Genomic DNA, 20,575 nt, shown 5'->3' with positions numbered 1-20,575 from the left:
GCGTTTAACCGCGACCGAACCAGGCGCCCCAGGCTGGAAGGCTGATCTTGCCACCTGCGACACTCCCGGCAAAACCATGGCCCTCCAGAGCCTGCCAATTTCCATCCGGCAAAGACAGTTCTGCCGGTTCGGCAGACATGTTGAAGCCGCACAAGACTGTCTCTCCATCAAGGCGGCGGGAATAGACGAGGTCGGTCTCCGTCACCGTATGGAAGGCGATCTCGCCCTTGATCAGCGCTGGCTGCGCTCTGCGGAAATGCAGGAAACGCCGATAGTGTTCCAGCACGCTATCGTCATGCCCTTCCTGGACATGGACAGCATTGAGGCTGTGCTCGACCGGGATCGGCAACCAGGTTTTGTCGGCGGCGCTGAAACCGGACTGCTTGGCCAGCGTATCCCAGACCATCGGCGTGCGGCAACCGTCGCGCCCCTTGAATTCCGGCCAGAACTGGATGCCGTAAGGGTCCTGCAGGTCCTCAAAGGAGATATCGGCTTCGGTCAGCCCCAGTTCCTCGCCCTGATAGATGCAGACCGAGCCACGCTGGGTCATCAACAATGCGGCCATCTGCTTGGCGAAGGCGGCACGGTCGGCAACGTTGGCGCCCCAGCGGCTGACATGGCGCACAACATCATGGTTGGAAAAGGCCCAGCAAGCCCAGCCCTCAGGCGCGGCTTCCTGGAAGGCCTTCTGGGTATTGGCGACCAGCGCCGGTGTGACCGGATCGGGCGCGAGGAATTCGAAGGCATAGCACATCTGCATCTTGTCGCCGCCGGACGTGTACTGCCCGGCGATTTGCAGCCCGTATTGGCTGTCGCCGACTTCGCCAACGGCGGCAATCGCTGGAAACTCATCCAGGACGGAGCGAAAGCGCTTGAGGAATTCCAGGTTTTCCGCCTGGTTCTTGTCGTAGATATGCTCCTGGAAATTATAGGGATTGACCGCCGGTGCCGTCGCCGCATTGCGCCGTTCGGGGTCGAGCGCCGGATTGTCGCGCAAGGCCAAGTCATGAAAGTAGAAATTGATGGTGTCCAGACGGAACCCGTCCACGCCACGCTTCAGCCAGAACCGGACAGCATCCAGCACCGCCTCCTGCACATGCGGATTATGCATGTTGAGATCGGGCTGCGAGGTCAGGAAGTTGTGCAGGTAATACTGCATCCGGCTCGGGTCCCATTGCCACGCGGACCCACCGAAAATCGACAGCCAATTGTTCGGCGGCGTGCCATCCGGCTTCGGATCGGACCAGACATACCAGTCGGACCTGGCATTGAAGCGGCTGGAACGGCTTTCGAAGAACCATGCATGCTGGTCTGACGTGTGGGAGATCACCAGGTCGATCATCACCTTGATGCCGAGGCGGTGGGCTTCGGCAATCAGCGCGTCGAAATCGTTGAGCGTGCCGAACATCGGATCGACATCGACGTAATTGGACACGTCATAACCAAAGTCCTTCATCGGCGAGGTAAAGAACGGCGAAATCCAGATGGCATCGGCACCGAGGCCTGCCACATGCGGCAGGCGGGCGGTAATGCCTTTCAGGTCGCCAATACCATCGCCGTTGGAATCCTGGAAAGAGCGGGGATAAATCTGATAGATGACCGCGCCGCGCCACCAGTCCTTGTCCGGCATTGCGACACTATCGGAAGCAGCAGTCATGAATATCTGTCCTCTTGGAAATTTTGGCCTGTTGGGGATTTAGGGAGGGAGGGAAAACAAGCCGTCGAAAACGCGATCAGCCACCCTTGACGGAGCCGGCCAGCAGACCGCGCACCAGATAGCGTTGCAGCACGAAAAACACCAAAAGCGGCACGATAATGGTGATGAAGGCAGAGGCCGTGAGAATTTCCCAATTGGCGCCACGCGAGCCGAGCAGGTTGACGAGGCGGCCGGTCAGCACCAGTTCCTCGTTACCGGTCCCCAGAAACACCATGGCGACCAGCAGGTCGTTCCAGGTCCATAGAAACTGGAAGATCGCGAAGGACGCCAGCGCCGGATAGGACAGCGGCAGCACGATCTTGATGAAGATCTCGAAATCACTGGCGCCATCGACCCGCGCTGATTCCATAATTTCACGCGGCAATCCGGCGATGTAATTGCGCAAGAGATAGATGGCGAGTGGCAGGCCAAAACCCATATGCGCCAGCCAGATGCCAAGATAGGTCTTGGACGGCACCCCGAAAAACGCCCCGACATCATTATAGATCCGCAGAAGCGGGATCAGCGACATTTGCAGCGGCACAACCAGCAGGCCAACAATGCCGGCGAGCAGCAGCGAGCGCCCTGGAAACGGCATCCAGGCCAGCGCATAGGCGGCAAAGGCCGCCACAAGAATGGGAATAATTGTCGCGGGAACGGCAACCGTCAGCGAATTGAAGAAGGACTTGCCGATGCCCTCGGCATTCAACACCGTTCGGTAATTATCGAGACTGAAACGTGGCGGCTGCTGGGAGGTGAAGAAAACCCGCTGGCCGCGTGATCCCTCGAAGGACGCATTCGAGCTCAGCTTGAAGGTGCCATCTGCGGCCACAGTCAACGTTTGGCCGTCCTTGAGCTGGGCCGTCGAACCCGCTTCAAATTCCTCCGGCTTCAAGCTGGATGTGCCGAAGGCACTGACCGTGCCGGACCCGCCCTCCAGCACATTGCCGGATATCACGTAAGCTGCACCTTCCTGACGTTGCGCTTCGCCACCGGGGGCGCGAAAAATGCCTTTCTGGCTGGAACTGGTCAGCGCCGTCCACCAGCCGGAGGCGACGATCTGGTTCTTGTCGCGCAGGGACGTCACCAGCAGGCCGATGGTTGGGATGGTCCAGACCAGAACCAGCAGCAGCACCGTCGTATGAACCGCAATATTCAGCGGTGAGAGAACCCGTGTGCGCATCTCAATGGCCTCCCATTTCCCGGCGTGCATTGCGGATATTCCAGATCATGATCGGCACCACCATCAGCATGATGACAACGGCAATGGCAGCCCCTCGCCCGAAATCCCCGCCGCCTCGGAACATCCAGTCAAACATCAGGTTGGCGAGAACCTGGGTCTGCCATTGGCCATTGGTCATGGCCAGCACGATATCGAAAACCTTCAGCACCAGAATGGTAATCGTCGTCCAGACCACGGCAATCGTACCCCAGATCTGCGGCACCTTGATCTTCATGAAAATCTGCCAGGGATTGGCGCCATCGATCACCGCAGCCTCGATGGTTTCCTCGGGAATACCGCGCAGGGCCGCCGACAGCAGTACCATGGCAAAGCCGGTCTGAATCCAGATCAGGATGACCATCAGGAAGAAATTGTTCCAGAACGGCAGGGAAATCCACACCTGCGGCGTGCCACCGAACCAGACGACAATGGCGTTGAGAAGGCCGATCTGCTCGGCATTGGCATCGCGGTAATCATAGACGAATTTCCAGATGACCGAGGCGCCGACAAAGGAAATCGCCATCGGCATGAAGATCAGCGACTTGGCGATATTGCCCCACCAGATCCGGTCGGTGAGCGCGGCGATAACCAGACCGAACAGGGTGGCGCCGGTCGGCACCACGATCAACCAGAGGATATTGTTGAAGATCGATTCCCGGAATTCACGGTCGAAAATCATCCAGCGGTAATTGTCCAGACCGACGAACTGGGTGCCGGACCGGTCATAGACCGAATAGGCAATCGACGAAAACAGCGGATAGACCAGATAGATGCCGAGCGACAGAAGTGCCGGACCGAGGAACAGCCAGGGCCGGATCTGACCTGCGATCCGCAGATTACGGGAGGCGCGGGGAAGATCCGGGATATTGGCGGGAAACAGCCGGTCGAGAATGAAGTTCGACCCGAAGAAATAGGCCAGCGCCGCACCCACGCCGATAACGATGGTAATAGATGCGTATAAAAGCTGTTCCACGGACCCGGCCTCCCAACCCGTCTTATCGATATGGATGCCCAAGTATCGCAGCTGATTGAGGCTGCGATACCCGGGCGATTGCAGCGTTATTTCAGGCCGTCCCAGGATTTCTGGATGCCCTTGGCGACCTCGTCGGCGGATTTTCCACCGGCATAATCGACCATGGCGGTCCAGAACGCGCCCGCACCGATCTTGCCCGGCATCAGGTCGGAACCATCAAACCGGAACGTCGTGGCGTCGAGCAGGATCTTGCCCTGTTTCTTTAGGGGGTCGTTGGCATAGGTGTCCTGGTTGGCCGCCTTGAAGGCGGTCAGGAAGCCAGATTGCGCCATCCAGACCTCATGGGCGATCGGGGTCTTGATGAAGTCGATAAAGGCGCGCGCACCGGGCGAATCCTTGGTGATCATCGCCAGGGTGCCAGCACCCTCTACCGGATTGCCGAGTTCAGGCTTGCTGGCATAATTCGGGGTCGGAAAGAAGTCGACATCCTGACCAACGACCGTGCCCTGCGGGAAGAAGGATGGAATGAAGGATGCCTGATGATGCAGGTAGCATTTCGGCGGAGAGGTAAACAGCCCCTTCGGGCTATCGCGGAAATCGGTGGACGCCACGCCCGCTGCGCCGCCATCGACGAATTTCGGATTGCGCGAGAACCAGCCATAATCCTCGATGGCCTTCACCACTTGCGGATCGTCAAACTTGATCTCGTTCTTCACCCACTTATCGTAGACATCAGCGGGATAGAGCCGCAGCATCATGTCTTCGACCCAGTCGGTCGCAGGCCAGCCGGTCGCACCGCCGGACCCGAGCCCGATGCACCACGGCGTGCCGCCATCGGCAGCGATCTTTTCGGTCAGTGCCTTCAACTCTTCCATCGACTTGGGCACGTCATAGCCCGCATCCTCGAAATTCTCAGGCACATACCAGATCAGCGACTTGATATCGATCTTGTAGGGGAAGCCATAGATCTGCGGCTTGCCGTCCTTGCCCTTGAAGGTGGAAAGATCGACCCAGGACTGACCGGCGGAGAAATTGTCCTTCAGCCACGGCCCATTCTCCTCACCCAACGGCGTCAAAGCACCCTTGGAGGCGAGATCGGCGACCAGACCGGGCTGGGCGAGAATGGCGACATTGGGCGGGCTGCCCGCCTGGGTGTCGATAACGATCTGCTGCTCGTAATTTTCCGAGGAGGAATATTTAACGTCGGCACCGGTCGCCTGGCGGAAATACTCAAGCACGCTTTCAAACAGCGCCTGGTCTTCACCACGCCAAGGCCCGAAAATCGTAATGGTCTGGCCCTTCAATTGGTGAGACTTTGAAAACTCCTCATAGCTCTTCCAGTTGAACTTGGAATCTTCGCCGGGCTTGAACTTCAATTCGGCGCCATTTGCCACGCCTGCGATCAAGCACAGAGCGGCCACTCCCATAAGCAGATGTTTTTTCACAAAATTCCTCCCTTTATCCAATGCCTGTTTCCCGCGCTGGGGCGATCCTGCCATCACCTTTATCCAGCGTCCAAAGCGCTTTGGTGGGCAAACATCTCTATTGCTCGCGACAGAGTCAAGCCTTTTCAAAAAAGACCGAGCCATTCTGTCCCGTTAAAAATGGAGCAGCGACCGGTTTGGGAAAGGGATCAGCTTTAAAAATAGATTTTCGATTTGCACCGCCCGCCCCTGCTGATAATTTGCAAGCGCTTTGGGCGCGGGAGACCCAGGCATAGGGAGAGAGAAGCCTCGTGAATTTGAAGCAATTGTCGCAAATGCTCGGCCTGTCGCAGACGACGATCAGCCGAGCATTGAACGGCTATCCGGAGGTCAACGAAGAGACCCGCCAGCGCGTTGCCAAGGCCGCTGCTGAGACCGGCTACCGGCCAAACCGCGCAGCCCTGCGGCTGGCAACCGGCAAGGCCGGTTCGCTCGGACTGGTCATGCCGATTTCCCCGGATCGCAGCTCTGACATCCACTTCGCGGAATTCCAGAGCGGGCTTGCCGAAACCTGTCTTCAGCATGAATTTCACTTCGTGATCATTCCGGCCCATCCCCAGGCGGAAGAGCAGGCCATTCGCGGCCTGGTCGGCAGCGGCGCGGTGGATGCATTCTATCTTGCCTATCTTAGGGCCAGTGACCCTCGCATTGCCATGGCGAAATCGCTTTCGGTGCCCTTCATCATCCATGGCCGCTCTCAAGGCATTGCCGAGGACTATCCCTATCTTGATATCGACAATGAAGGCGCTTTCCGGCAGGCGACGGAGCTGATGATCGGGCTTGGCCACCGCCGATTTGCGCTTTTGAACGGCCCGGCAGACCTCGATTTCGCCCTGCGCCGATTGCAAGGCACGCAAAAGGCACTTGCAGCCGTAGGCCTTACCCTCGCGCCGGAGGCGATCTCCCATACGCTGATGACTGACGAATGGGGCTACCGGAAAATGAGCGCCCTACTCCATCAGCCAGAGCGTCCGACCGCCGTCCTCTGCGCCAGTACAGTGCTGGCGCTGGGGGCTGTGCGAGCCATCAACGATGCCGGGCTGACGGTGGGTCAGGATATTTCACTGGTCGCCCATGACGATGACCTACCGCTGCTAAAGCCGGAGCATTTCCGGGTGCCGCTCACCACGACACGCTCGTCGCTGAGGGACGCTGGAAGGCGGATGGCGCAACGGCTGATCGCCGACATTGCCCAGCCCCCGAACGGGCCGCCCCTCCAGGAAATTTGGCAGGCCGAACTGGTGATCCGGGCCTCGACCGGCCCGGCACCTGGAAAATGACTCAAAATTTCGGCGGCTGCTTGCCTGCGCTGCGATAGGCCGCAATCACCGTATTGGCCATCAGCATGGCGATGGTCATTGGTCCGACACCACCGGGAACGGGGGTGATGGCACCCGGCTTTTGTGCGCAGTCTGTAAAGGCGACATCGCCGACCAGCTTGGTCTTGCCCTCGCCTTTTTCAGGGGCTGCGACGCGGTTGATGCCGACGTCGATCACGGTCGCCCCCTCTTTCACCCAATCGGCCTTGACCATTTCAGCCCGACCGACCGCTGCCACCAGAATATCGGCCTGGCGGGCCAGGGACGCCAAATCGCGGCTGCGGGAATGGGCCATGGTCACGGTGGCATTGGCGTTGAGCAGCAATTGCCCCATCGGCTTGCCGAACAAGTTGGAACGGCCAATCACCAGCGCGTTCAGGCCGGAAAGATCAGCCCCATGGATTTGGCGCACCAGCAGCATGGCACCTGCCGGTGTGCAGGAAATCAGCCCGGTCTCGAGATCGCCGGTCGCCAGCTTGCCGGCATTGACCACATGCAGACCATCCACGTCCTTTTCCGGCAGGATGGACTGGATGACCGCCTCGCTGTCGAAATGCTTGGGCAGCGGCAATTGGACGAGGATGCCATGAATGGCGGGATAGGCATTGAGGCTCGCCACCAGATCCAGCAATTGCTGCTGGCTGGTCTCTTCCGGTAAGGTATGCTGAACCGAATTAAAACCGCATTGCTTGGCCATCCGGCCCTTGGAACCGACATAGGCGTGACTGGCCGGATCATCGCCGACGATGATCACGGCAAGACCGACCTTCTGGCCGCTGTCTCTTTCAAATGTCTCGGAACTGATCTTGACGGCCTCAATTACCGATGCCGCAACCTGTTTTCCGTCAATCACCGTTGCCACGCTGGATTTCCTCTCGCTGAAAGGCTTACGAGCCATCTCAAATCTGGCTCATGGGACAACGTTAGCTACCACTGCCATCAGCGCTTTCAAACGCAAAAACACGGGCTGGCGTTAAAAAATCATCGTGATCCGTGAAGGCGGGTTGAAGTGCAGTTATTGTTGCGCGGCCGCCTTGTCGCGGCGGGCCGACAGCTTGAAGCGTAGCACATGCAAGAGGAAGACCGGAATTCCGATTAGATAGCGGCGCCACAACCGGCTCGGCTCCCGTGTCAAACGGTAGAGCCACTCACAGCGGATCTTGCGCATCCATTGCGGTGCGCGTGGCATGGTGCCGGAGACAAAATCGAACAGAGCGCCGACGCCGAACACCACACGCGCATGCTGCGGCTTGATATGCTGGGCAATCCATTTTTCCTGCAAGGGGGTGCCCATGCCGACCAGCAGCACGTCGATCTTGGCGTCCTCAAGCCGTTCGAGAATGATCGGCAGCTCCTCGCTATCGAAAAAGCCGTCGGCCACCGGTACGAATTCGTGCCATGGCGCATGTTTGCGGAAGCGGGCGACAGCACCTGCCAGCACACCGGGCTTTGCGCCAATCAGGCCGATGCGGCGCGGCTCTTCCATATAGGTAAAGAGCGCTGGCACGAAATCCGTGCCATTCAGATTGGCCGCAAAGGGCTCGCCGTCGATGATGCTCGCCGCCAGGTCCATGCCGATCCCATCCGGCAGGACGATATGTCCTTTAAGGACATCGCGATAGGCGGAGTCCTTGAGCATGATATTGATATTATTGGCATTGAGGAAGGAGACCTGCGCATGCGCACCAGGCGTTGCCGCATATTGGGCGATCAGGCTGAGGCCTGAAACCCAGGAGAGATCAAAGATCGGCATGCCGAACAGGATCTTTTTTGGGGCAATCTGCTCTGCTGTTGAAATCAGGTTCATCGGGTGGAACTCATCATCATGATGGAGGCGACCCCAGTCTCCAGCCAGATCCTGGCGAACCCTATGAATAAGGCGCGCCGTGCTGATCTGCTCATCAGCATCTGCGACCGGGGCTTTGCGCTTGGTAACGGTGTTCATAAATATGACGAGCCAGATTGAAACCAAGCCCAAACTAGCAGGCAGGCATAAAATCCGACTTAAGTAGCCCGCTAGAAATACAGGCTTTTCGTTTATACTTCGTTTACCGTGATCGTTCCAGCCATGCCTCTCATAAGAAGGCGCAAAGATGTGAACCGCATCCTCGCCCTTCAAAGGATTTCGCATATTTCAAATGCATCAAACGCTTGAAATATTCGAAACCGGAGTACCAACCGCCTCTTCAATGGCCGTTCGCATCAATGCGCAGGCGCCGCACCTTCCGGGGCCTTCTCTCCTTCAACGATCTTGACCGCTGGCAGCAGCTTCGGCTTGCCGCCGCCACCTTCGCGGATATCGTCCTTGCCGAGGAAGTCCAGCTGCTCGATCAGCACGTCATTGATGACATCGCTGCCGAGGCGTTTGTTGATGCCGGTCTTGATGGCCTGCTTGAAACCGTCGACATCGAGCTTGGTCGATTTCGACAGATCAACCATCGAGTTGCCAACCAGCAGGGTAAACAATTGGTCCGTCATCAGCGCCGTCATCGGCATTTGCATGGCGCCAGCTTTTTCCTTGTCGACCATGAAGGAGAACCGGCCAATGAAATAGCCTTTCACCTTACCGTTCTCGAGAAATGGCACAGTGATGGCTTCTCCGCGCACCACTTCAGTCGGCGGCGCCTTGGCCTCTTCGACCGGTGGTGGCGCGGTGGCCACCTGGATGGAAAAGTAGACGGCGACGAGAGCGACGATGCAGGCCCATACGCCGGCAATGACAATCTTGACCATTAATTTTCTCTGTAGAGAAACTGTTCCTGGGAATAGGTACCATCATTATCGGCGTCCTGAACGGCGCTGCGCAGAATATCGGCCACCGCGCGCACGGCATCCAGATGCGCCTCGACCCGTCTTGCGTTCAAGGCCAGCTTTTTCTTCAGCCCATGCATCTGCTCGACATAATTGATGGCAATTTCCTTGGGATCGGTATCGCGAAACAACATTGTCAGTTCGTAAAGGCAGCGACTTTTGTGGGCGTTCGAGACCTTGAAATCAAACTGCGGATCATTGCCGATTCGATGATTTTCGTTGTCGACAATCATTTCGAGACGACCGAGAACGGTCTTGATCCGGTAGTCGTTGGACACATGTTCCATGAAAAATCTGTTCCTTGAATTCCGACCGCCAAGCGCCTGCGCTGTGGCGCTGGGGCTGATGTCACTTTTTAATCTGCGCATATTTTTATGTTGAGCCCAGTCGGTAGGCAGGCACCACAAGGGATGTGGGATAATCGTGCACTGCTACAAACTGCGTGCCTCACGGCGATAAGATCAGACTGTGGCTGCGCCGGAGAAGGGCGCCTTTACCGTGTCAGTTGCCTCTTCGGAACCCGAAAGTCCGAGTGACTTGCGCTCGATCTCGTCAAGCCGCATCTGCGCCATGTTCTGCTGAGCGGGGTCTGTCGTGGCGTTCTGGGCGCCCTTGTTGCGCAGTTTTGCCATTTCATCGGCATACATCTGCTTGGCAATGCCAACACCACCACGCTCGGAAATGGTATTGCCGATCTGCTCGGCCATCATGCTTTTCCAGATTTCACCAGCATTGCCCTTGCCAAAAACAGCTTCACTATCCTTGGGCAGCATGTTGGAAATGAAATTCTGCAACACGATACCTTCATATTGCCGGTAAGGCTTGGGAATATCGCTCGCCTTGATCGTATTGGTGGCGCGATTGGCCAGCCCCGCCTTGGTGGAAGCCCCGTCGTTCAAAGTGTTCATCGCCACTTCGAAACCGGCGCTTTTTTCGTTCAGGCTGGCAGCCTGGACACTGGCGCGTGCCGATTGCAGCCTTTGCTGGGCCTCTGCCATGGCAGACGGTTCGGCCGCCCGCACAACATCCATAACAAGATCGCTTGGAGGAGAAATAGCCACGGTGTTCGTTCCCTGAAAATCAACTGGAACCACTATCTCTCGTGAAGCTTGCTGGAGGCTGGTGTGGCAAATGTCAGGTCGATCAGATCCTGAAGCGTTTCGTCCTCGGCCTCGCGATCCTCGTGTCCGCGCGCCTCGAGCATCTTTTCTTGCAGCCGTTCCGCCTTGGTGCGCTGGCGCAAAACCTTGTTTTCCTGCACCCGCTGCACATCGGCCATGCGCCGGTCATCGCCGGAAAGCCGATCGAAGCGATCCGCATAGGATTGGGCAAACAGCCTATGCACCGGGTCCATCGACCCCAGCGCCTCGATCACCCGTTCGAGGCCAGCGGCAATTTCCTGGCGCTGGCGCGCGGTCTCGACGAGATCGTATTCGGCGATCTTTTCCAAATGCCGCTGCACGGCCACCAGCCGCTTCAATTTCTTGGATTTCTTATCGGGTCCCATGACACGGCCTCATCGAGAGCATCGCACTCATCCCTGGCTCTGTCATGTCAGTTGCCCCTCATGTCAATGCCCCAGGAAGATCGGTATGAAAGCATCGGCGAACTGACGCATCATCACCCCGATCGACCAATAAACCAGCAGCATTCCCCCGGTGATAAGATAGGGGGTGGAGATGTAGTAGACCGGGATCTGCGGTGCCAGCTTGTTGACCAGGCCGACGCCGAGATTGAACATCAGGCCATAGATGATGAAGGGGCTGGAAAGCCGCAGCATCAGCATATAGGTCCGCGAGGCGGTATCCGTCAGCGTTATCAGCATCTTCTGCGTATCGGGCACGCCGCCCATCGGCATGACGGTATAGCTGTCTATCAGCGCCCGGAAGACGACATGGTGAAAATCCATCATGAACAGCATCATCAGCCCGCAAAAGCTGATCATGTTGGTCATCTGGTTTTCGGCACCGTCTTCCAGAACATCCGCCGTGGCCGTGCTGTTGAAACCGATCATCATCGTCAAGATAGCACCGGCAAATTGCAGGCCAAGCGTGAAAAATCGGGTAATCAGCCCAAAGACGGCGCCGATCAGCGTTTCCGTAAAGATCAACGCGACAAAAATCGAACCGCCGCTGCTCACCTTGGGATACACGGTGTCCCAGACAAGCGGCGTGCAGGCCATGGAGACCGCGACCGCGAGCAACAGGCGGATCTGGGTGGGAATGCGCGAGGACGCAAAGCCCGGCATGGTCATGAAACAGGAACCGATACGGCAAAACACCAGAAACAGCGCCAGTACCGATCCTTGCGGATCAGTGATCATGAAATCGATCCCAGGATCTTGATTTCGATGCCTTTGGCCAATTCGACATGTGACAGCACCGGCAGGGTTGCAAACAAGCGTTCAATAATCATGCGCACATAAGACCGCGTTTCCGGCGACGTGACAAGCACGAAAGGCAGGCCGCGGTCCATGAATTCACGGATAACCCGACTTGCCTGCTCGCTGAACTCTTCCAGCGAACGCGGGTCGATATCGAATTCGACAACCTCACCCTTGTTGTCGCGCTTCAGGGCCTGATGGAAGACCAGATCCCATTTGCTGCCCAATCGCAGAACCCGCAGCACGCCATTGTCGGTCAGATCGCCGCACAATTGCTGAGCCATGCGCACACGCACATGTTCAACGATCTGCTCGGTCTTGCGCACATGCGGCGCCAGTTCGGCCACGGCCTCGAGGATCAGATGCAGGTTACGGATCGACACCCGTTCGGCCAACAACAGTTTCAACACGGCTTGCAAGCCTGAATAGGACATATGCGAGGAGCAGATTTCGTCTGCCAGCTTCTTATATTCAGGATCGAGCCGATCGATCAGGATTTTCACGTCCTTATAGGACAAGAGCTGAGGCAGATTGTTGCGGATAACCTCGCTCAAATGGGTTAGCACGACAGAGACATTGTCGATCGGATGAAAGCCTTCGCGCTTCAAGTCTTCGGTAAAGGCTTCCATGATCGAGACGGCTGGCATGCCAAAGGCGGGTTCGCGAATTTCGTCACCGGGAATGCGCGGCTTGCGGCCATTGCCGGTGACAACAAGCACTTCGCCAACCCGCAACAGGTTCGAGGCGATGGTCGTGCCATGGACCCGAATATGATAGGACTTGTCCGGGATGGCGATATCGTCCGTCACCTTGATTTCAGGCACGACAAAACCGTATTGGCTGGCGAATTTCTTGCGCATCTTGCCGACGCGGAAAGCCAGTTCCTGATGCGAGCCAAGCAGGCGGGTCGAAACCAGCTTGCCGAGCGCCAGCTCGATCTCGGAGGTTTTCAGCACGCTCTTGACCGAATCCTTTTCGGCTTCCTTGTTCTGAATAACCTTCTTTTCCTCGACCTGGCGCTTGGCAAGGTTCACGGCTTCCACCTGGCGGGGAATGTACCAGCTGCCGAACGCCATGATACCGCCGAGGGTCACGAAGGGCAGCAAGGGCAGGCCCGGAATGATCGCCAGAAGGAACATCAGGCCAGAAGCGACCGACAACGCACGCGGATAGCCGCTCAGCTGGTTGATGACCGCTTCGTCCGTGGACCCGGCATTGCCGCCACGGGTGACGAGCAGGCCGGCGGCGAGCGAGACGATCAGAGCGGGGATCTGCGAGACCAGGCCATCGCCCACCGAGAGCTTGACGAACACATCGGCGGCTTCGCTGATCGGCATGCCATGGCGGAAGTAACCGATGATAATGCCACCGACGATATTGATGGCGGTGATGATCAGACCAGCGACCGCATCGCCGCGCACGAATTTCGAGGCACCGTCCATGGCGCCGAAGAAGGAGCTTTCCTGCTCCAGTTCCTTGCGCCGGCGTTGAGCTTCGCTTTCCTCGATAATCCCCGCCGAGAGATCGGCATCGATCGCCATCTGCTTGCCGGGAATGGCATCCAGCGTGAAGCGGGCGCCCACTTCCGCGATACGGGTGGCACCCTTGGTGATGACGATGAAGTTGACGGTGACAAGGATCGCAAACACGATCAGACCGATCACGAAATCGCCGGACATGACCAGGTTGGCAAAGCCGGCAATGACACTGCCGGCCGCATCGTGACCCTGGTGACCATGCGACAGGATAACCCGTGTCGTCGCGATATTCAGCGACAGGCGCACCATGGTCGAAATCAGCAGAATGGTCGGGAAAGAGGAGAAATCCAGCGGCCGTTGTATCCAGAGCGATACCATCAGGATCAGAACGGAAAGGGCAATGGAAAACGCCAGCCCCATATCGATCAGGAAGGGTGGGATCGGCAGAAAGAGAATGCAGAGAATAGCGACAATGCCCATGGCAAAGCCGATTTCTCGGCCGCGATTATTGGCAATTGTCGGAAGTGAGGTCGTCGGTGCTTGCGCCATGTCCTGTTCCATCTCTTCATGAGAAGGCTGGCGGAACGAGAATCCGCCGTTATGGCGACAGGACTAGCGGACAAAGCTTGCGCGAGGATGCCCTTATCTCAAGGCGAATGTCTCACGACGAACGGTTGCACAGTGATTTAAAACCCTGACTGCACCCGGGAAAACACCAGATTGGCAAAAATCGAAATTTGAGACCCGACAAAGGGAGCGGAAATACCGATCGTCACCATGATCGCAACAATTTTTGGGACGAATGTCAGGGTCATTTCCTGGATCTGGGTCAATGCCTGGATCAAGGCGACCACGACGCCGACGATCATCGCGGCCATAACGGCTGGCCCCGAGGCAATCAGCACGGTCCATACAGCGGCGCGCATGATATCGAGGGCATCTGCTTCATTCATCGGCATTCCTCCAGCGGCATCATGCCACCTGACACGACTCAATTGATAAAGCAAAATTCCTCAAATCCCAATCGATTTGAGGAATTTCACAGTCGTTAAAGCCTTTTGCATTTTCCATCTCGACCGGTTACGGCGGAATGGAAATGACCGATCAGGAGCCGCTCGAGAAGTTGACGCCGGTCTGCAACTCTACTGTGCCACCGCTGCTGGTGGTGAGTGTCACGGCGTCGTCGGCGACCTTGACGTTGGAGACAACACCCGTCGTTTCGCCGTCCGAGCTTGTCACCGTCTTGCCGACGATATCGCCAGCCCGTGTCAAGGCTTCCGCCTGCAACATGCTGCGCAGCAAGGTATTGGTCTTAATGGATTGCTCGACCTGCGAATAGGTTGCAAGCTGAGACACCTGCTCCGTGGCAGACATCGGATCCGTCGGGTCCTGATTCTGCAACTGCGCGATCAGAAGCTGAAGGAAGCTGTTATAGTCCATGGATGCGTCTGCCGCATCCGAGTTGGCCGATGCGTTGGCGAACGGATTGGTATAAGTCGCCGAACTCGAAGAGGACGAGGAACTCGTTGATGTCGCTGAAGTCGTCGCGTCTACCGCCATGGCGCAATCTCCTTGCGGATCTGTTCGATCGTTGCCGGTGCCATTTCCTGGTTGTTCAGGATCCGATCTTCAAGCGGATAAAGACCGCGAATGGCCTTCAATGCATCGAAGGCGCGCCCCGATACGACCTGAGCGTCGATCCGCTTCAATTCAGCCAGGATCTCGTCATCCTGGAAGCAGGACAGCAACATCACGATCGACTTGCGGAACATGGTCAGCGTCTGTTCCTTGCCTTCCGGATTGATGAGGATCATCTGGGCGATAAAATAGAGCTGGCGTAGCGGGGTATTGGCGTCTTCCGGCTGGAGCACGTGGTTTTCCAGCAGAAATGTCACATCGTTCAAGAATTCCAGGGCAACCTTCCGATCGACGCGCAAAACGGCACCATTGATAAAGATTCGTTCCCCGGATTTCAGCGAGATTCGCAAGGTGCTCTTCATTTAAGTCCATCCCTGATGATGGTGGTTACATCGATTATGCCTTGGTAATTGTCGGATTCCCGCTTTCTGATGCGGTCACATTCCTTCAATATCCAAAGGGCAATTGAAATGAGATTGGCTCGAAGTTCCGTGCCAAGCTGGTTGTCCGGCTGCTTGAGATCCTCAATGAAGCGGATCCAGACGCGGCGCGTATAGTACAGAGCCTCGATGCCTTCACGACCGTATTTTCCGGCAGTCCTGGCTTGGCTCAGCAAGTCTATCGATCTGTCGAGAACCTGGCGCTCACGCTCCTTAGCGTCGGCAACCCCATCCTCCATAATCTCATTGTAGGAAAACTGGTACATCTAGATTTCCTCTACTCCACCCCACCCTTGATCATCAAAGGTAATCCACAAGGCTGAGCTTCTGCAAGCGTGCGGTCAAGGTGTATGACGTCTCGACCAAAGATTGCAGGTTGTTCAAACGGGTCGATGCTTCATAGGCATCCACACCGGTCAAATTGCTTAATTGGTTTTCAATAATGTCCTTCTGGGACGTTAAGGAATCGTTTGCATTGGTGACACGTTCTTGGGATAGGCCCAATTGTGTGCGCTCGTCATTGATACCGGAAACGGCAAGACCGGAATATTCGATCGCCTTGGAGACCATCGCATTGCGGGTTTCGGTCGAGTAATTGCCATTCAGCATTTCGCTGCCGATCACCGAAACAAGGCCCATATAGCGGAAGCCATCGGAGTTGGCGGTGGATGAGCTCTGAATAACTTCGTTTTTGCTGATCCGGCTCGACATTGTTTCATCGGTGGCCGCCGACCAATTGTCCGTCCAGTCCGCCCCGTCAAAGGATGGCTCCAGGACGTTCTCCATGAAATCGTCCATCTGGTCGGCGCTGATGCCACTGACGCCATCATCATCAGGCGACATGCCGAAATATCCGGAAAACAGATTGTCGAAATTCTGCTTGGCGTCCGTTTCATTGCCGTCGTCATCGATATAATAGTAATCGGTAATCGGCTTCACGTCGGTATTGATGCCAGAAAACAGATACTCACCGTTCGCAGAGGTATTTGCGGCGTCAATGAAACTGTCCATCGCGCTTTTCATGGTCTTTTGCGCTGAGTCCAGCGTCGTACTGTCAGTGCTGGTACCAAGACCAACCAGCGTCGACTGCATTGTCGTTGCTGCCGATGCAATCGTATCCAACGCCGTCTGAGATGCATCAAGACGGGTCGAGACGATGGAATTGGTGTCCATCAGTGACTGCAAGCGCAGAGAATCCCGATTGAGATCCACGGCCGAAGAGGTCTTGGCGCCAAGCTCTGTTCCGACATCTGCGTATTTGCCGGTCGTCACTTCTGTCTGAGCATCCGACATCTGCTTTTGCGCATCACTGATCGTGAGACGCATGGCGTTCTGGATGGTAAGACTGGATATGCTCGATGTCTTCATGGCTTATGCGATCTCCAAGAGGGATTTCAGCATCTCATCGACAGCGTTCATCAGCTTGGTCGAAGCCTTGTAGGATTGCTCGATATCAAGCATCTTCGACAATTCTTCATCGAGATTGACGCCGGTCTTGTTCTGATAGGCTTCCGTGGCCCGTTGCGACAAGGCGGATTTGGTTTCATTGGCTGAATCCGCCGTCGAACGATAGCTTTCGAGCCAGCCGACGGAGTTCGAGGCATAGTCAAGGACATTGGAGGTATCCCCGAGGCCTGCCGATGAATCGAAGTCCATTTTATCTTCGAAACCTGTGACAAAGTCGTCGAGCAGTTCCGAATAGCTGACACCTTCCGTTGTATTCCAGGTATAATTCGAGCCATTGGCGCCACCGTCGCGCAAAAGGGTCGGATCGCCATCATCCGCGGTCACGTAAGCACTGTTGACCTTGAATGATTCCGAAATACCGGAAACAAGCGTTCCATCTTCCGGCGTCGTTCCCTCTTCCCACGTGAAGAGGCCCGGCATGTCATTGTCTTTAGTCGATGGCTCCGTTTCCGAAAACATCTTGATTAGCGACCGTGAGGTCTCGTCCAACTGCTGCTGCATCTGCGGCGCAATCGAATCGCGGATCTGCAGATTGGCGGCGATCGACCCTTCCGCCGTGGTGTTCCCCCCCGTACCAGCCTTGACGGGAACGCCATCAATATAGACCGAGTTGCCCTCGGTCGAAGCACCATAAGCACCGGTGGAGTCGAATGTCACCGTTCTCGGCTGCTTATCGAACAGCACGGTGCCATCATTGGTGTAGAGCGCCATGTCGTTGTTATCGCGCTTGACCGACGAAACACCGACAATCTTCGAAATATCCGAGACGAGTTTGTCGCGCTGATCGAGGGCGTCGTTTGGATCGTTCCCTGTGGCTGTCGCCTTGACGACGGACTGATTGACGGTCTCAAACTGCGACAGAAGATCGTTGAGCTTGCTGACGTCGTCCTTGATGGCGTCGTCGGCCTGGGCCCGGACGTTACTGATGCCCTCGGCAGTATTGTTAATCGAGGTGGCTACATCCTGGGCTGCGCTGACCGCCGTTTCCGCCAGGGACAATTCGCTGGGCTGCGCGGCATAGGATTGCATCGCATCCCGAAGCTTGTTGATATAGGTCGACGGTGACGACTCGTAGTCGTTGCCGCCGAGAAGTGCCTTCAACTGGTCCAGGCCGGTATTGAGCGTATCCTGCCCTTCCGCCTGGGACTGGCCTGAAAGCATCTGCTTTTGTAAGACAGCATCTTCGGAGCGGGTCGTAACGACCTGCGCTCCTCCGGTGCTGGTCGAAATAGTGGCAGCGTCACGCTTGACGTAACCTTCCGTCTGGGAGTTGGCAATATTCTTCGACAGAACCTGCGACTGGGTGCTGGAATTGCCGAGAGAAGTTGTTGCCGTATTCATCGTTGACGAAAGAGACATGACACTGCCTTTAAAAGAATAGGATTACCGCTTCAGACTGATCAGCGTATCCAGCATATCCGCCGCAGTCTGGAACACCTTGGAATTGGCGCTATAACTGCGTTGGGACTGGATCATGTTGGTCAGTTCAGTCGCGAGATCGACATTGGAGGTTTCAAGCGTCTTAGAATTGATACTGCCGAAGCTGCCAGTATTGGCAAAACCAACCACGACCGTGCCTGCATCCGCCGTGACCTGATAGGCCGTGCCGTTAACCGATTTCATATTGTCGGGGCTGGCAACCGTTGCCAGTGCCACCTTGTAAAGATTGGCGGTCGAGCCATCCTGATAGGTAGCAACGATATTACCGCTGCTGTTGACCGTGACGGAGGATGCCGCGCTGGCGCCGTTGCCGTCGACGTCGCCTGTCGAAGAATTGGCGTCATTCAACTGGGTCATATCCGACATATCCACCTCGATCGTCTGAGGCGCATTGGTCGTGCTGTCGGTAAAGGTAAATGTCCCGCCGCTGGTGACCTTGCCATCGGAATCGAAGGTCAGGGTCGTGCTGCCGAGGACACCGTTGGTGTAAGGGAAATTGGTCTCGTCGGTTGCCTCGCTAGTGCGGAAGATATCCGCCTGCCATTCGTTGTCGGCGGTCTTGGTATAGTAGATGTCATACTGGTTGGCATTACCAAGGCTGTCATAGGCAACCATGGAGCTCTTGAAGGTCCATGTCGCGCTGGCGCTGTTGCTATCGGGCAGATCACCGGCCACGATATCAGAACCGGATTTCAGGTTACCGTCGATCAATGCATTGGTCGTGGCATTGGCCGAAATGCTGCTGTCCTGGATCTTGACGGGTTCGAGACCTTCGAAACCATTGATAACAGAGGCCGGTTCGCCATTTTCGTAGGAATAGCCCAGCAGGGTATAGCCGGCCGAATTGACCATATACCCACTGTCATCGGCTTGGAAATCACCTGCCCGTGTCAGGAAGACGCTGCCCGCTGCATCCTGAACCACGAAATAACCATCGCCCTTGATCGCCAGATCTGTGTCCGATGTGGTCGACTGATAAGAGCCTTCCTCGGAAATGCTGTTGACCGTCGTCGTCTGTACGCCACCGGAATTATAGGTGCCGCTGCCGGAAGATCCGACCACGAGGCTGGAAAATGCGGTTGATACCCGCTTGTAGCCTGTCGTATCCGAGTTTGCGACGTTGTCGCCGACCGTGCTCAGTTTGCTGGCCTGGGCCTGCAAACCGGATACGGCTGTATTCATGCTGCCTGAAAGGCTCATACCACGTCCCCATTCGATCGTCGTGTGAGAAGATTATGAAGTGGGCCTTGCGTGAAGCTGTTTGAAAAAACGCTTAAGAGCACATTTGGCTGCAAGGCCCTGAGAATCTGGCGGCGTGGCCGCCAGATTGTTATTTCCAATCAATACAATATCCAAGGAACCGCTTGGAATCGACCGGGTCGACACCAAGCTTCTTGCGCAGTTTCTTGCGCAGCTTGCTGATATGGCTTTCGACCACGTTCTCTTCGACTTCCTCATCGAAGATGCCGTAGATCGCATTGAAGATCTGAGACTTCGACACCCGCCGGCCGCGATTGGCGACTAGATATTCCAGAATGCGGCGCTCGCGGCGCGGCAAGGGGAAAATCTCTCCACCGATCTCGGGATCGCGGCCATCCGAATAAACGCGGATCGCGCCGATTTCGGTATAGTTGGCCACAGCCTTCAGGCGCCGCCGAATTGCCGCAGCTCTCGCCAGGATTTCCCGAGGGTGGACCGGCTTGCGCACCACGTCATCCACGCCACTGTCAAACAGGGCAAGTGTTGCTTCCAACGATGGCTGGTCACTGACCGCAATCACCGGAGCCGTCGTACGATCCCTGATGGCCCGTGGCAGATCGCCTGTGCGATCTCCCTGACCAAGCAGAAACGCTTCCACGGCTGCAACATCGCTATCGGCTGCCGAGGCAACCCATTCACCAAATTCGATCGGGTCAAACCCGGTCGAAGGTATTCCTTCACGTCCAAATAAAGACGTGTATCCATTCTTAACGAGCTCGCGCTCATCAACCACTACGATCATTCGTCCGCCTCCGAATCAGTGTGGTGTTTCAACACGACAATGGGTACGAATCGGGGGCTAAAACGACAACTGTAGAAAGTTAATGATAGTTATTAATAGTTGATTAAGATTTTAGGGGTGATTTGACCTACATCTTGTGTCACTGCCGTTAACCACATACTATTTTTCTGTGAAAAAGGTTAACAAAACGCTTGCAAAGCCGTGAGCACATGAAAAAATTAT

General features: G+C 56.3%; 21 protein-coding genes. 1 reads left to right on the top strand and 20 read right to left on the bottom strand.

Annotation, left to right across the window (positions count from 1 at the left end):
- Nucleotides 1–4: 4 nt before the first annotated feature.
- The 4 genes from bglA to AVCG78_RS01185 all read right to left on the bottom strand — a co-directional run bounded on the left by bglA (nucleotide 5) and on the right by AVCG78_RS01185 (nucleotide 5,336).
- Nucleotides 5–1,657 carry a beta-galactosidase BglA gene (gene bglA / locus AVCG78_RS01200; protein ID WP_071204202.1) on the bottom strand — a complete coding sequence of 551 codons (1,653 nt, stop codon included), beginning with the start codon at nucleotides 1,655–1,657 and terminating at the stop codon, nucleotides 5–7.
- A gap of 76 nt (nucleotides 1,658–1,733) precedes the next feature.
- Entirely contained in the window at nucleotides 1,734–2,879 is a 1,146-nt protein-coding gene (locus AVCG78_RS01195; RefSeq protein ID WP_071203013.1) for a carbohydrate ABC transporter permease, read from the bottom strand.
- 1 nt (nucleotide 2,880) lies between these two features.
- Nucleotides 2,881–3,891, bottom strand: a complete 1,011-nt coding sequence (locus tag AVCG78_RS01190) for a carbohydrate ABC transporter permease (RefSeq protein WP_071203011.1) — start codon at nucleotides 3,889–3,891, stop codon at nucleotides 2,881–2,883.
- 86 nt (nucleotides 3,892–3,977) lie between these two features.
- The gene (locus AVCG78_RS01185; protein WP_071203007.1) at nucleotides 3,978–5,336 is read right to left on the bottom strand and encodes an ABC transporter substrate-binding protein; all 1,359 of its coding nucleotides are present in this window, start codon (nucleotides 5,334–5,336) and stop codon (nucleotides 3,978–3,980) included.
- Nucleotides 5,337–5,626: 290 nt separating this feature from the next.
- Between AVCG78_RS01185 and AVCG78_RS01180 the strand changes: the two genes are divergently transcribed.
- On the top strand, nucleotides 5,627–6,655 hold the full coding sequence (locus tag AVCG78_RS01180) for a LacI family DNA-binding transcriptional regulator (RefSeq protein ID WP_071203005.1): 1,029 nt from the start codon (nucleotides 5,627–5,629) through the stop codon (nucleotides 6,653–6,655).
- Between the two features lies 1 nt (nucleotide 6,656).
- On the opposite strand, the gene folD is transcribed toward AVCG78_RS01180, so the two are convergent.
- The 16 genes from folD to rem form a co-directional block, all read right to left on the bottom strand.
- Nucleotides 6,657–7,556 (bottom strand): bifunctional methylenetetrahydrofolate dehydrogenase/methenyltetrahydrofolate cyclohydrolase FolD, encoded by a 900-nt coding sequence (gene folD, locus AVCG78_RS01175; RefSeq protein WP_071203003.1) that lies wholly within the window; start codon nucleotides 7,554–7,556, stop codon nucleotides 6,657–6,659.
- Between the two features lie 153 nt (nucleotides 7,557–7,709).
- Nucleotides 7,710–8,639, bottom strand: a complete 930-nt coding sequence (locus AVCG78_RS01170; RefSeq protein ID WP_234665096.1) for a WecB/TagA/CpsF family glycosyltransferase — start codon at nucleotides 8,637–8,639, stop codon at nucleotides 7,710–7,712.
- Nucleotides 8,640–8,896: 257 nt separating this feature from the next.
- Nucleotides 8,897–9,427 (bottom strand): flagellar basal body-associated FliL family protein, encoded by a 531-nt coding sequence (locus AVCG78_RS01165; RefSeq protein WP_015914977.1) that lies wholly within the window; start codon nucleotides 9,425–9,427, stop codon nucleotides 8,897–8,899.
- The gene (locus AVCG78_RS01160) at nucleotides 9,427–9,792 is read right to left on the bottom strand and encodes a hypothetical protein (protein WP_015914976.1); all 366 of its coding nucleotides are present in this window, start codon (nucleotides 9,790–9,792) and stop codon (nucleotides 9,427–9,429) included. Before AVCG78_RS01160 ends, AVCG78_RS01165 begins: the two co-directional genes overlap by 1 nt.
- 174 nt (nucleotides 9,793–9,966) lie before the next feature.
- Nucleotides 9,967–10,566 carry a rod-binding protein gene (locus tag AVCG78_RS01155; RefSeq protein WP_041697512.1) on the bottom strand — a complete coding sequence of 200 codons (600 nt, stop codon included), beginning with the start codon at nucleotides 10,564–10,566 and terminating at the stop codon, nucleotides 9,967–9,969.
- 32 nt (nucleotides 10,567–10,598) lie between these two features.
- Nucleotides 10,599–11,012 carry a hypothetical protein gene (locus tag AVCG78_RS01150; protein WP_015914974.1) on the bottom strand — a complete coding sequence of 138 codons (414 nt, stop codon included), beginning with the start codon at nucleotides 11,010–11,012 and terminating at the stop codon, nucleotides 10,599–10,601.
- A gap of 63 nt (nucleotides 11,013–11,075) precedes the next feature.
- Nucleotides 11,076–11,828, bottom strand: coding sequence for a flagellar biosynthetic protein FliR (gene fliR, locus AVCG78_RS01145; protein ID WP_015914973.1), 753 nt, complete (start codon nucleotides 11,826–11,828; stop codon nucleotides 11,076–11,078).
- Nucleotides 11,825–13,915 (bottom strand): flagellar biosynthesis protein FlhA, encoded by a 2,091-nt coding sequence (gene flhA / locus AVCG78_RS01140; protein ID WP_156531432.1) that lies wholly within the window; start codon nucleotides 13,913–13,915, stop codon nucleotides 11,825–11,827. Before flhA ends, fliR begins: the two co-directional genes overlap by 4 nt.
- A 137-nt stretch (nucleotides 13,916–14,052) precedes the next feature.
- Entirely contained in the window at nucleotides 14,053–14,319 is a 267-nt protein-coding gene (fliQ, locus tag AVCG78_RS01135; protein ID WP_071202999.1) for a flagellar biosynthesis protein FliQ, read from the bottom strand.
- 151 nt (nucleotides 14,320–14,470) lie between these two features.
- Nucleotides 14,471–14,926: a flagellar hook assembly protein FlgD gene (flgD, locus tag AVCG78_RS01130; protein ID WP_015914970.1), complete on the bottom strand. Its 456-nt coding sequence runs from the start codon at nucleotides 14,924–14,926 to the stop codon at nucleotides 14,471–14,473.
- Nucleotides 14,917–15,366, bottom strand: coding sequence for a flagellar biosynthesis repressor FlbT (flbT, locus tag AVCG78_RS01125; RefSeq protein ID WP_015914969.1), 450 nt, complete (start codon nucleotides 15,364–15,366; stop codon nucleotides 14,917–14,919). The genes flgD and flbT overlap by 10 nt, the downstream gene beginning before the upstream one ends.
- Nucleotides 15,363–15,710, bottom strand: coding sequence for a flagellar biosynthesis regulator FlaF (gene flaF, locus AVCG78_RS01120; RefSeq protein ID WP_060716418.1), 348 nt, complete (start codon nucleotides 15,708–15,710; stop codon nucleotides 15,363–15,365). The genes flbT and flaF overlap by 4 nt, the downstream gene beginning before the upstream one ends.
- Nucleotides 15,711–15,744: 34 nt before the next feature.
- Nucleotides 15,745–16,812, bottom strand: coding sequence for a flagellar hook-associated family protein (locus tag AVCG78_RS01115; RefSeq protein ID WP_071202997.1), 1,068 nt, complete (start codon nucleotides 16,810–16,812; stop codon nucleotides 15,745–15,747).
- Nucleotides 16,813–16,815: 3 nt separating this feature from the next.
- Nucleotides 16,816–18,270, bottom strand: a complete 1,455-nt coding sequence (flgK, locus tag AVCG78_RS01110; protein ID WP_071202995.1) for a flagellar hook-associated protein FlgK — start codon at nucleotides 18,268–18,270, stop codon at nucleotides 16,816–16,818.
- A gap of 24 nt (nucleotides 18,271–18,294) precedes the next feature.
- Entirely contained in the window at nucleotides 18,295–19,551 is a 1,257-nt protein-coding gene (locus AVCG78_RS01105; protein ID WP_071202993.1) for a flagellar hook protein FlgE, read from the bottom strand.
- 130 nt (nucleotides 19,552–19,681) lie between these two features.
- Nucleotides 19,682–20,353, bottom strand: coding sequence for a transcriptional activator Rem (rem, locus tag AVCG78_RS01100; RefSeq protein ID WP_015914964.1), 672 nt, complete (start codon nucleotides 20,351–20,353; stop codon nucleotides 19,682–19,684).
- Nucleotides 20,354–20,575 lie beyond the last annotated feature (222 nt).

This window comes from Gillisella vitis (genome assembly GCF_021559775.1).
GTDB classification, from domain to species: domain Bacteria; phylum Pseudomonadota; class Alphaproteobacteria; order Rhizobiales; family Rhizobiaceae; genus Allorhizobium; species Allorhizobium ampelinum.
This window is presented reverse-complemented; position numbering and strand designations above follow the sequence as displayed.

Excerpts from the sequence above, each read along its gene's own strand:
- AVCG78_RS01195 (WP_071203013.1), bottom strand. The coding sequence starts at position 2,879 with ATGCGCACACGGGTTCTCTCACCGCTGAATATTGCGGTTCATACGACG.
- bglA (WP_071204202.1), bottom strand. The coding sequence starts at position 1,657 with ATGACTGCTGCTTCCGATAGTGTCGCAATGCCGGACAAGGACTGGTGG.
- fliQ (WP_071202999.1), bottom strand. The coding sequence starts at position 14,319 with ATGAATGAAGCAGATGCCCTCGATATCATGCGCGCCGCTGTATGGACC.
- flhA (WP_156531432.1), bottom strand. The coding sequence starts at position 13,915 with ATGGCGCAAGCACCGACGACCTCACTTCCGACAATTGCCAATAATCGC.
- AVCG78_RS01115 (WP_071202997.1), bottom strand. The coding sequence starts at position 16,812 with ATGAAGACATCGAGCATATCCAGTCTTACCATCCAGAACGCCATGCGT.
- AVCG78_RS01165 (WP_015914977.1), bottom strand. The coding sequence starts at position 9,427 with ATGGTCAAGATTGTCATTGCCGGCGTATGGGCCTGCATCGTCGCTCTC.
- AVCG78_RS01105 (WP_071202993.1), bottom strand. The coding sequence starts at position 19,551 with ATGAGCCTTTCAGGCAGCATGAATACAGCCGTATCCGGTTTGCAGGCC.
- flbT (WP_015914969.1), bottom strand. The coding sequence starts at position 15,366 with ATGAAGAGCACCTTGCGAATCTCGCTGAAATCCGGGGAACGAATCTTT.
- flgD (WP_015914970.1), bottom strand. The coding sequence starts at position 14,926 with ATGGCGGTAGACGCGACGACTTCAGCGACATCAACGAGTTCCTCGTCC.
- AVCG78_RS01170 (WP_234665096.1), bottom strand. The coding sequence starts at position 8,639 with ATGAACACCGTTACCAAGCGCAAAGCCCCGGTCGCAGATGCTGATGAG.
- flaF (WP_060716418.1), bottom strand. The coding sequence starts at position 15,710 with ATGTACCAGTTTTCCTACAATGAGATTATGGAGGATGGGGTTGCCGAC.
- rem (WP_015914964.1), bottom strand. The coding sequence starts at position 20,353 with ATGATCGTAGTGGTTGATGAGCGCGAGCTCGTTAAGAATGGATACACG.
- fliR (WP_015914973.1), bottom strand. The coding sequence starts at position 11,828 with ATGATCACTGATCCGCAAGGATCGGTACTGGCGCTGTTTCTGGTGTTT.
- AVCG78_RS01150 (WP_015914974.1), bottom strand. The coding sequence starts at position 11,012 with ATGGGACCCGATAAGAAATCCAAGAAATTGAAGCGGCTGGTGGCCGTG.
- flgK (WP_071202995.1), bottom strand. The coding sequence starts at position 18,270 with ATGTCTCTTTCGTCAACGATGAATACGGCAACAACTTCTCTCGGCAAT.
- AVCG78_RS01160 (WP_015914976.1), bottom strand. The coding sequence starts at position 9,792 with ATGGAACATGTGTCCAACGACTACCGGATCAAGACCGTTCTCGGTCGT.